Source organism: Bacillus sp. JJ1609 (genome assembly GCF_036967045.1).
In the GTDB taxonomy this organism is placed as follows: domain Bacteria; phylum Bacillota; class Bacilli; order Bacillales; family Cytobacillaceae; genus Mesobacillus.
In genome coordinates this window covers 156,589-165,169 of sequence record NZ_JBALSS010000025.1, presented here as the reverse complement: position 1 = coordinate 165,169, position 8,581 = coordinate 156,589, and the positions used below count along the sequence as shown (strand labels likewise).

11 protein-coding genes and 1 riboswitch are annotated in these 8,581 nt (G+C 43.7%); of the genes, 1 reads left to right on the top strand and 10 read right to left on the bottom strand.

Annotation, left to right across the window (positions count from 1 at the left end; all coding sequences use genetic code 11):
- Positions 1-78: 78 nt before the first annotated feature.
- The 10 genes from V7654_RS18605 to V7654_RS18560 all read right to left on the bottom strand — a co-directional run bounded on the left by V7654_RS18605 (position 79) and on the right by V7654_RS18560 (position 7,503).
- Positions 79-999 carry a type II secretion system F family protein gene (locus V7654_RS18605; RefSeq protein WP_335432257.1) on the bottom strand — a complete coding sequence of 307 codons (921 nt, stop codon included), beginning with the start codon at positions 997-999 and terminating at the stop codon, positions 79-81.
- A 2-nt stretch (positions 1,000-1,001) separates the two neighbouring features.
- Positions 1,002-1,958, bottom strand: coding sequence for a type II secretion system F family protein (locus tag V7654_RS18600; RefSeq protein ID WP_335432255.1), 957 nt, complete (start codon positions 1,956-1,958; stop codon positions 1,002-1,004).
- The gene (locus V7654_RS18595) at positions 1,955-3,379 is read right to left on the bottom strand and encodes a CpaF family protein (RefSeq protein ID WP_335432253.1); all 1,425 of its coding nucleotides are present in this window, start codon (positions 3,377-3,379) and stop codon (positions 1,955-1,957) included. Before V7654_RS18595 ends, V7654_RS18600 begins: the two co-directional genes overlap by 4 nt.
- Positions 3,376-4,242: an AAA family ATPase gene (locus V7654_RS18590; RefSeq protein ID WP_335432252.1), complete on the bottom strand. Its 867-nt coding sequence runs from the start codon at positions 4,240-4,242 to the stop codon at positions 3,376-3,378. The genes V7654_RS18595 and V7654_RS18590 overlap by 4 nt, the downstream gene beginning before the upstream one ends.
- A 22-nt stretch (positions 4,243-4,264) precedes the next feature.
- Positions 4,265-4,966: a Flp pilus assembly protein CpaB gene (gene cpaB / locus V7654_RS18585; protein ID WP_335432251.1), complete on the bottom strand. Its 702-nt coding sequence runs from the start codon at positions 4,964-4,966 to the stop codon at positions 4,265-4,267.
- A gap of 10 nt (positions 4,967-4,976) precedes the next feature.
- Positions 4,977-5,885, bottom strand: coding sequence for a Tad domain-containing protein (locus V7654_RS18580; RefSeq protein ID WP_335432249.1), 909 nt, complete (start codon positions 5,883-5,885; stop codon positions 4,977-4,979).
- 9 nt (positions 5,886-5,894) lie between these two features.
- On the bottom strand, positions 5,895-6,278 hold the full coding sequence (locus V7654_RS18575) for a TadE/TadG family type IV pilus assembly protein (RefSeq protein WP_335432247.1): 384 nt from the start codon (positions 6,276-6,278) through the stop codon (positions 5,895-5,897).
- The gene (locus V7654_RS18570; RefSeq protein WP_335432246.1) at positions 6,275-6,796 is read right to left on the bottom strand and encodes an A24 family peptidase; all 522 of its coding nucleotides are present in this window, start codon (positions 6,794-6,796) and stop codon (positions 6,275-6,277) included. Before V7654_RS18570 ends, V7654_RS18575 begins: the two co-directional genes overlap by 4 nt.
- A gap of 176 nt (positions 6,797-6,972) precedes the next feature.
- On the bottom strand, positions 6,973-7,143 hold the full coding sequence (locus V7654_RS18565) for a Flp family type IVb pilin (RefSeq protein ID WP_335432245.1): 171 nt from the start codon (positions 7,141-7,143) through the stop codon (positions 6,973-6,975).
- A 3-nt stretch (positions 7,144-7,146) separates the two neighbouring features.
- Positions 7,147-7,503, bottom strand: coding sequence for a DUF192 domain-containing protein (locus V7654_RS18560; RefSeq protein ID WP_335432243.1), 357 nt, complete (start codon positions 7,501-7,503; stop codon positions 7,147-7,149).
- Positions 7,504-7,594: 91 nt separating this feature from the next.
- A riboswitch (cyclic di-GMP riboswitch) is annotated at positions 7,595-7,681 on the bottom strand.
- 436 nt (positions 7,682-8,117) lie between these two features.
- Between V7654_RS18560 and V7654_RS18555 the strand changes: the two genes are divergently transcribed.
- Complete coding sequence (locus V7654_RS18555) at positions 8,118-8,504, top strand: SET domain-containing protein (protein WP_335432241.1); 387 nt, start codon at positions 8,118-8,120, stop codon at positions 8,502-8,504.
- The last annotated feature ends 77 nt before the right edge of the window (positions 8,505-8,581 follow it).

The window sequence follows — 8,581 nt, the reverse complement described above, 5'->3', positions numbered from 1 at the left end:
CGGAAATCAACAGACAAGTTTAACACAGCCAAAAAATAAGACAATGGACTGGCCTTGAGATACAGCCAGTCCATTTCTTTATTTTGAAAAGGTTTCAATAAATTGAATCAGCGCTGGACCAAGCAGGACGATAAATAAGCTCGGGAAAATGAATAGCACCAGCGGGAAAAGCATTTTGACCGGAGCCTTCATTGCCTCTTCCTCTGCCCGCTGCCTCCTTCGTTCGCGCACTTCATTCGACTGGACACGAAGCACCTGCACCATACCAATTCCCAGCTTCTCCGCCTGGAGGATGCTGCTGATAAAAGCTCGGACCTCTTCTACTTCTACCCTGAGCTTTATCCCTGAAAGAGCCTCTCTTCTCGTCCTGCCAAGTCTTAATTCTTCAAGGCTGCGATGAAATTCAGCTGAAAGGACTCCGGCTTTCTTTGAGACGACCTTGCTGACCGCTGAGTCAAACCCAAGACCCGCTTCAAGGCTTACGGTCAGAAGATCCAGGATATCAGGAAGCTCCTTCAAAGCACTTCGGTTTCGAGCCTTCTTTTTAAGGTTGAGATAATAATGGGGGAGAACCGCACCAGCTCCGAGCCCGACAATGAAAAACAGGAATATACCTGCATAGCCCGTCTGGAGCAATGCCCCATATGCACCTGCTAAAAGCGGAAAAAGCAGCATGATGGAAATCTGTAATAATCTAAAATCCACAGGAGTCATTCCAAAAGGGCTTCCTGCGAGAAGGAGCTTTGTTTCAATCTTCGCTTCTTTCTCACCAGGCATTTTTTTCTTAAAGCTTCTTTTAAAATCATTGAGCAGCGGCTTGACGAGCCGTTCATACAAGGTTGCATGACTCGATTTTTCCGCCTCAGGCTCTGTTTGCTCCTTAACACCGCTGACAAACGCTGACATCCGGTTCTTCATATAGGAGGATTTCTCATCCTTGATTAAATATAATCCGTAAATCAGCAGTGAAACGGAAAGAAAAAAACTAAAATAAATCATCGCTACACCTCGATTGCCGTAATTTTACGAATGAGAAAAAACCCAATGATTCCCGAAATAAAACCTGCTGCTGTCAGCGCTATACCAATTGGGTGGCTGAATAATGTCCCGATATATTCAGGTTCAATTAAATAGATTACGAATGCTAGAATAATAGGCAATAGGCCGATGACAATCCCGGATAAACGCCCCTGCGCTGTAAGCGAGGAAATCTGCCGGTGGATTTTCGTTCTCTCCCTGATGGTTTGGACAATCCTGTCCAGAACGGTGGCAAGGTTTCCGCCGACCTGCCGCTGAATCAAGATGGCCTGGATCATTAAATCCAAATCCTCACTGGGCATCCGCTCTTTTAGATCATTCAATGAATCCTCAAGGCTTGCGCCATATTGCATTTCCTTGATGACGCTGTCCATTTCCTCCTTAATGGGAGAACCTGCCTCCTCAACAACCGCCTTCAAGGCCTGCTGAAAGCTGAAGCCTGCCCTCAAGGAACCAACAATCGTAGAAATCATATCAGGAAGACCATCATTGAACTTTGCGACCCGCTCCTTTTGTTTTTTCTTTACATACCAGCGGGGAAACATGAACCCCAGTAAAAAACCAACTGCCATAAAAATAAAATTCCCTGTTAGCAGCAGTAATAAAAAGCCAGATAATCCTGCCGCTACCCATTGGAATATAATATATTCCTCAGGTTTAAGCGGAAGGCCTGATCTTCTCAACAAGGTTTCCAGCTTTGAATTTTTCTCTTTCGTCAGCATTTTCTTTCTGACCTTTTGCTTGGTCATTTGAAAATAGACCATCAAATCGTAATGCTTTCTGTCCAATTTTGTGCCGCTGGACAGATACTTTTCGATTCGCTTTTCCAGCCGTTTGTCAGAGAGAAAAATCCTTTGGAAAAAAGATAAAAATAACAGGAAAGCCGTCAGCAGGAAGAACGCGGAAATGGCATAAATCATTCTCCCCACTCCTCACTCTCGATGAAAACATTGGCTGGGATATGAATTCCTGAAGCTTCGAGCCGTTCATAAAACTTTGGACGGACTCCTGTTGGTACTAGACGCCCGATGATTTTGCCAGCATCGTTTACTCCCTGCTGATTATAGGTAAACACATCCTGCAGGACGATGACATCGCCTTCCATCCCCTGCACTTCGGTGATGCTTGTTATTCTCCTAGAACCATCCTTTAACCTGGACTGCTGGATAATGACATCAATCGCTCCGGCAATTTGTTCCCGGATTGCTTTTACAGGAAGTTCAACACCGGCGAGCAAAACCATCGTTTCCAGACGGGCAATCATGTCTCTGGCACTGTTGGAGTGCCCGGTTGCAAGCGAGCCATCGTGACCTGTATTCATAGCCTGCAGCATATCCAAAGCTTCAGCTCCGCGGACCTCACCAATGACAACCCGGTCAGGCCTCATCCTTAACGAATTCCGAACAAGATCCCTGATTGTAATTGAACCCTTTCCTTCTATATTCGGCGGCCTTGATTCCAAAGAGACAACATGATCCTGTCCTAGCTGAAGCTCAGCAGCATCCTCAATCGTAATGATCCGTTCATCATGCGGAATAAAATTGGAAAGAACATTCAAGGTCGTCGTCTTTCCAGAACCCGTTCCCCCGGAGACGAAAATATTAAGGCGGGCTTTTACACAGGCTTCAAGGAAAATCGCCATTTCTTCACTAAGTGTGCCAAAGTTTATTAGATCCTCAATTTGGAACGGATCCTTGGAGAACTTTCGGATGGTGATTGTCGGGCCTTTCAAGGCAAGCGGAGGAATGATGGCATTAACACGGGAACCGTCGGGAAGCCTTGCGTCAACCATTGGAGAGCTTTCATCAATCCTTCTGCCGAGCGGCGCTACAATTTTTTCAATAATGCTCATGACATGCTCGTCATCCCTGAATTTGATCGAGGTCATTTCTATTTTCCCTTTACGCTCACAATAAACCTGGTTTGGGCCATTCACCATGACCTCGCTGACATCTTCATCCATGAGGAGGGGATTTATCGGACCAAAGCCTGTCAGGTCATTCTTCAGTTCATCAACGACTTTTTTACGGTCAATACTGCCGCGGAATTGTTCGTCATCCTTCATGATCTCGATCGCCATGCCATCAAGCCGGGGGATAATTTCCTCAACAGGTGCGTCCTTGAACTCCTGCAAGATTTGTTTATGGATAAGGTTCTTTAATTCCTGATGCTTATCCTGTTTCCTTTGAAACTCAGGGTTCACTGCCTCTTTTTTGGGGTCCCTGAAAACTGCTCGAATGTCCAGTCTTTGCTGGGGGACGGCTTCGGATATCAACTCAGCTTGTTCCTCGTTTCCTTCCGCTTGCTGCGTCCTTTCCTGAATGCGGTTCAGAAGGCTCATTGTTCTGCTCCTCCCCTTGTCCGTTTTCTGCCGATTAATTTTGATAAAAATGAAGAGCCTTTTGGTTCTTTGAAAAGCGTTATTTCCCGGCGGCTTGTAATGCGTTCGGCCATTTTAAAAATCGCCTTTGCCACATCCGTCTTTCCCTGATTCACCACAAATGGAATACCAATATTAAGAGATTGAGAGCATGTTTGAAAATCATTTGGGATATACACAGGATCTTCATATCCAAGAATCCTTGCCGCGTCTTCAGCCTGTATAACGCTTTCCATATTTGCCCTATTCACTACAAGTGTTACCTTTCTGTGAAGCTCAAGTATTTCAAAAGTCTCAAGCATCAGCTTCGTATTTTTCAAGGCGGTCATTTCCAGATTTGCCATCACCATGATCTGGTCCGCCTTCTCGGCAATATGTACAGTATGGTCGCTAAGACCTACACCGGTATCAACTACGACATAATCATAATTTAATAGCATAAGGTCGATGATTTTATTAACAGCCTCTTTGGTGACAAGATCAGCAAATTCAGGACGTTCAGGGGCCACCAGCACTCTCACACCGGTTTCATGCCTGGATAAATAACCCGCCAGGCTATGTTCATCAAGAGTGCTGACCCCTTCAATCACTTCCTTGATAGTAAAGGCTGATTTCAGGTCCATTGCCAGCCCCACGTCCCCAAATTGGAAATCCCCATCCAAGATAGCGACGGAGATATTCTTTTTTACTAAGGCTCCAGCCAGATTGACCGTCAAAATCGTGCGACCAATCCCGCCTTTTGCGCTGCAAACGGCAATAAGCTCGCCGCGTTTGTTCTTTGCCGGCTTCATTTCATGTGTTTGCAGTTCAGTTGCGTCTTCCATGATTGATCACCCTCCGTTAACCTCAATCTTTATTGCTTTCGCCAGTTACATTCTGTTCCTTTATTACGGGCCGTTTATTCAGCATAAAATGGATATTTCCCTGTTCAGCGGAATTCACTAGCTTAAGAGCATCCTCTGGTTTTAACTCGACAGTAACAGTTGTATATTCTGCATAGGGCTCCTGTGAATCTTCAGGTAAAATCATTTTTCTTCCTACGGCAAGGACTCTAGCTTTTTCCAAGATAATTTGAGATTCGACCTTTGGTTTAGGCCCCTCAATTTTCTTTGAAAACATAATATCCACTTCATCTTCTGGTTCAATCAGGTTTGAAGCTGATTGATTTAAATTAACACCAACTGAAACAGCCCGATACCCGTCCCGGACCTTCCGGGATACATAGGTTGCTTCGGACGTTTCTGTCCCAAGTCTATGGGAAAGAACGGGCTCCCCCTGCTCGATCGTTGCATTTGCCAGCTTGCCTTCCGCATCCTTGATGCTTCTAAGAGAATTGGCATGCAGCGCTTTTTGGGGAACCGCTGCGAGCATCAGCTTTTGAGCCGTTATTCGCTCGTTCTTTTGGATTCTTTCCTTGGCGACAACAATTTCTACAAGATTACTGTTCATTGTCTTTTCTGCCTTTACTTGACTCATATATTGAAAGAAAAGAAATGTTGTGACGATCCCCATTACCAATGCGAGGACCAAAACAAGCTTTGATCGCATTTTTGATCACCTACTCCGTTATTCGAATGCTGTATGCGCCTTTGAAAACGCCTGTTTTTGTTTCTAATCCTGTACCTGGTCTTTCAATGAACATACCTTTGATGGATGTATCCTTACTATCCATTGGGTCTGTTATGTAAAAATAAGCAAAGCCTGTTATTTTCACTTCTTTCACCTGGTTGACATCATGATTGTAAGGAGTATAGACAGGAATAAGAATAATCCTTGAGCAGTCTCTGTCATGGATATCTCTTGGAAGTTCAGGACATCCATTCACTTTTTCTTTGATGATCTCCCTTGTTTTCCCTGCGATATTGCCCGTTTGAGTGGAAATGATATCATTTACTGCCAATTCCTCTTGATAACCGTTCCGGAGGTTTTCCTCATAAGAGCTCGCCCCGGTGCTGCCTAAAGCAAGTACCCCAAAGTTACCGTACTCAACGCCACCGCTATCTACTTTAAGCTGATATTCTTTATAGAATTCAAGAGGGATGCTGTCATCAATTCCAAGAGGAGCTGCCCCTTCTGCCCTTCCCATTGTTCTCAGTTCCGCAGCAGAATGTGCCCGTACATTGACTGATTCCTTGCCAAATAATTTAGAAAAAGCAAGTGGCACCGTTTTAGACAGGTCAATAGCGACCTTCTTCTCCATCTCAATTGAGATATTCTCAATCGCTGAACCATCGTTATGGGCAGCCACAATGCTTCTCGTTATTTCATCAACTTCCCCCTCATTATTCGTCAACTCCTGGGCACCCGAAAGGACAGCGGCATTTGCTGTCTTTTGCAGCTCTGCCTTGGTCATATAAAGCATTCCGCCATCAATCGCCAGACCAGCCAAACTTAAGAGGACAAAGAGAGAAAGGGCTGCCAATATAAGCGTGTTTCCTGATTCTTCAGCAAACCATCTTCTTATCATATTTTCCCCCTACTCGACTCTGATTGTGGACTCCGCCTTAATCGACAACGCTGAAGGAAACAGGCTGGACACAAACGGAGTAAAAAAGTGAAAAGGATACTCAAGCTTCACTGTTAAATATTCACCTGAATCCCTGTTAGCTTCTCCAGGTGAAATAATGATTTTTAATTGATCAATTTCTTTAAGCTGAACATAATCCTTCGCGAAGGAAATAATTTCTGTATCCCCCTCTCCCAGACTGCCGACCCTCACCGTTTCCTGGGCCGCCATATGGAGATGTGTATAGGAATACATCATCCGTCCAAAATCAAGGATGCCAACCAATATCAGCAAAAGCACCGGCAGGATGAGAGCGGTCTCAACAAGGGACTGGCCACGCTCATCTCGCCTCATAGGAGACCTCCTCCGGATGGGAATATAGCTGCTGCGACCGCGCCGATGGCGATTGCGACACCGTATGGGTAGGTTGCATTGAGTGCTTCTTTATCCATGAAAAGAGGAATCTTCATTCCACCGCGCAAACCACCAAAGAAAATGAAGATTTGCTTAATACGGTTCAGCGCTCCTTTTCTAAATAACAGTACAAACAATGCAAGGATGCCACCGGCCAATGCCATATACACAGCTGCCGTGAGGACAAAGACCGTACCCTTAAGCGCGCCAATGACTGCCAAAAGTTTCACATCGCCCGCTCCCATGCCGCCCATGAAATAAGGGATGAGTAAAATTGCAAAGCCCACCGTTGTTCCTGCTAAAGTAAACCCAAGCCCGGATATTCCTCCAGTTACAAGGTGGATCACAAACGCCAGGATTAAAAACGGCATCAGGACCTTGTTATAAATCTTCCGTTCCTTTAAATCAGTAAATACACAAATGGCTAACAACGCCATCAATAAAAAATCAATCCACATCGTTCTCCCTCATTTCTTGGAGAAGTTTTAAAAAAAGCCCCACGTTTTTCAACGCGAGGCTCCTTCTGCCTGTACCTCTGACTGGCAAGTTTATAGATTTAGATATCGCTGATAGAAGAATAATATTAATTAGTGCATTTGATTTTAACTGTTCATATAAATTAATTTCCGGCTCCCTATCTATTAGTAACTGCAGTTGTAACTGCTTCAAACATTTCCATAATCTCAGTACGAAGCAATCCTAAAGCTCCAACTACCGCAACAGCAATAACCCCTAACACCAAACCATACTCAGTCATACCTTGTCCTTGCTCTTCCGTAAATAATGCTTTCATTTTTGCTTTCATTGTTTAAATCCCCTTTTCATTTAGTAGTTTAATAAAATGACCGACTTCCGTTCCTGTATTCCGGATTGTGCCTTCTGGCAACTCGAATACGGAGTACGCACCTTTGTAGCGCTTTCCAATTTTCGCAGGTTCTAGCTGTTCGTCTGCACCTACAATTTCATTGTTCTCGTTGATGTAAAGAACATCGATGGAATAGTTCATAAAAAAGGTATGGATGGACGGGCAGGGCTGTATGTAGAGACTGTGTCCTTCTGGCAAGCATTTCGTCAGCATCAACCCTTTGAATCTCCTAAAAAAGTTGTCTGCTACTTTTACATGTGCTGCCAGTTCTTTGCCGTTCGATAGATTCAGCAGTCTCATTCTTTTTTTCACCTCCGTTTGTACAAAAATAACCCCGCCTTTGCCGAAAGGGGGGTTAGATGAACAAATGTCATGTAATTCACCCTGATCTTTCGGTAGCTGGCTGGCCTAGCACTATAGTGCAGTAGCCCCTGTAGCTTTGCGTCGCTGGTTTTCACCAGGTTTGCCTTTATCGAGATACAGTGTATGTCCGACTGATCTCTTATCCACATCATAATTTGAAACAAAATTCTACAAAACCCACCTTAATTCCTGATTTTTCAGAAAAATAAAGTATGATTATTGACTCAGGAAAATAAAACTATCCCTCCGATAAGTAGTGCAACTTAACCACTTTTTCTCCTTTCTCCTTTTATCCGGATTCTTTCTTGAGTAAAACGGATGAGAAACGCCCTATATATTGGCATAGGTCTCGCCACTTTTAATAGGTAAATAGAGTGGTTTTTCATGAACTTTTATTGGCTTATAGGATAAAAATATGACAAAAATATGGTTTGAAAAATTATTTTTTAATGAAAATTAGCTGGAAAAGAAAAAAATTTGCATTTCTGAAGGAGAACAGTCATGCTTAAGAGGATTAAATTCAACTAACAAGAGGACAAGCAGGTGAAATTATGATCGAAATTAAGACTTCAACAATAAGTGATGGAGAATTCAACAGAGGGGTATTCGCCACTCGTGACATAGCAAAGGGCCAGCTGATTCATGAAGCACCGGTTCTTTCCTATCCTAATGCCGACCATGTACACATAGAGAAAACTGCTTTGGCTGACTATGCATTCGAGTACGGCATCAATCACTCGTGCATCCTTCTTGGATACGGGATGCTGTTCAACCATTCCTACGAACCAAATGCGACCTACGAAATCAATTTTGACAATCATACTTTTGATTTTTATGCATACCGTGACATCCGTGCCGGAGAAGAAATCATGATTAACTATAATGGCGAGGTCGATAACAATGACCCGCTTTGGTTTAATGAAGATAAAGAAAAATAAGTTATCTAATAAAAAATGCGGCTTTCCGTTACTAATGGAAGCCGCATTTTTTATTATTTTTTGGCTCTGTTAAACAA

What these genes read in the sequence shown, in the direction of transcription:
- V7654_RS18590 (WP_335432252.1), bottom strand. Translation starts at nt 4,242, where the DNA reads ATGGAAGACGCAACTGAACTGCAAACACATGAAATGAAGCCGGCAAAG.
- V7654_RS18570 (WP_335432246.1), bottom strand. Translation starts at nt 6,796, where the DNA reads ATGTGGATTGATTTTTTATTGATGGCGTTGTTAGCCATTTGTGTATTT.
- V7654_RS18555 (WP_335432241.1), top strand. Translation starts at nt 8,118, where the DNA reads ATGATCGAAATTAAGACTTCAACAATAAGTGATGGAGAATTCAACAGA.
- V7654_RS18575 (WP_335432247.1), bottom strand. Translation starts at nt 6,278, where the DNA reads ATGAGGCGAGATGAGCGTGGCCAGTCCCTTGTTGAGACCGCTCTCATC.
- V7654_RS18605 (WP_335432257.1), bottom strand. Translation starts at nt 999, where the DNA reads ATGATTTATTTTAGTTTTTTTCTTTCCGTTTCACTGCTGATTTACGGA.
- cpaB (WP_335432251.1), bottom strand. Translation starts at nt 4,966, where the DNA reads ATGCGATCAAAGCTTGTTTTGGTCCTCGCATTGGTAATGGGGATCGTC.
- V7654_RS18600 (WP_335432255.1), bottom strand. Translation starts at nt 1,958, where the DNA reads ATGATTTATGCCATTTCCGCGTTCTTCCTGCTGACGGCTTTCCTGTTA.
- V7654_RS18560 (WP_335432243.1), bottom strand. Translation starts at nt 7,503, where the DNA reads ATGAGACTGCTGAATCTATCGAACGGCAAAGAACTGGCAGCACATGTA.
- V7654_RS18580 (WP_335432249.1), bottom strand. Translation starts at nt 5,885, where the DNA reads ATGATAAGAAGATGGTTTGCTGAAGAATCAGGAAACACGCTTATATTG.
- V7654_RS18565 (WP_335432245.1), bottom strand. Translation starts at nt 7,143, where the DNA reads ATGAAAGCAAAAATGAAAGCATTATTTACGGAAGAGCAAGGACAAGGT.
- V7654_RS18595 (WP_335432253.1), bottom strand. Translation starts at nt 3,379, where the DNA reads ATGAGCCTTCTGAACCGCATTCAGGAAAGGACGCAGCAAGCGGAAGGA.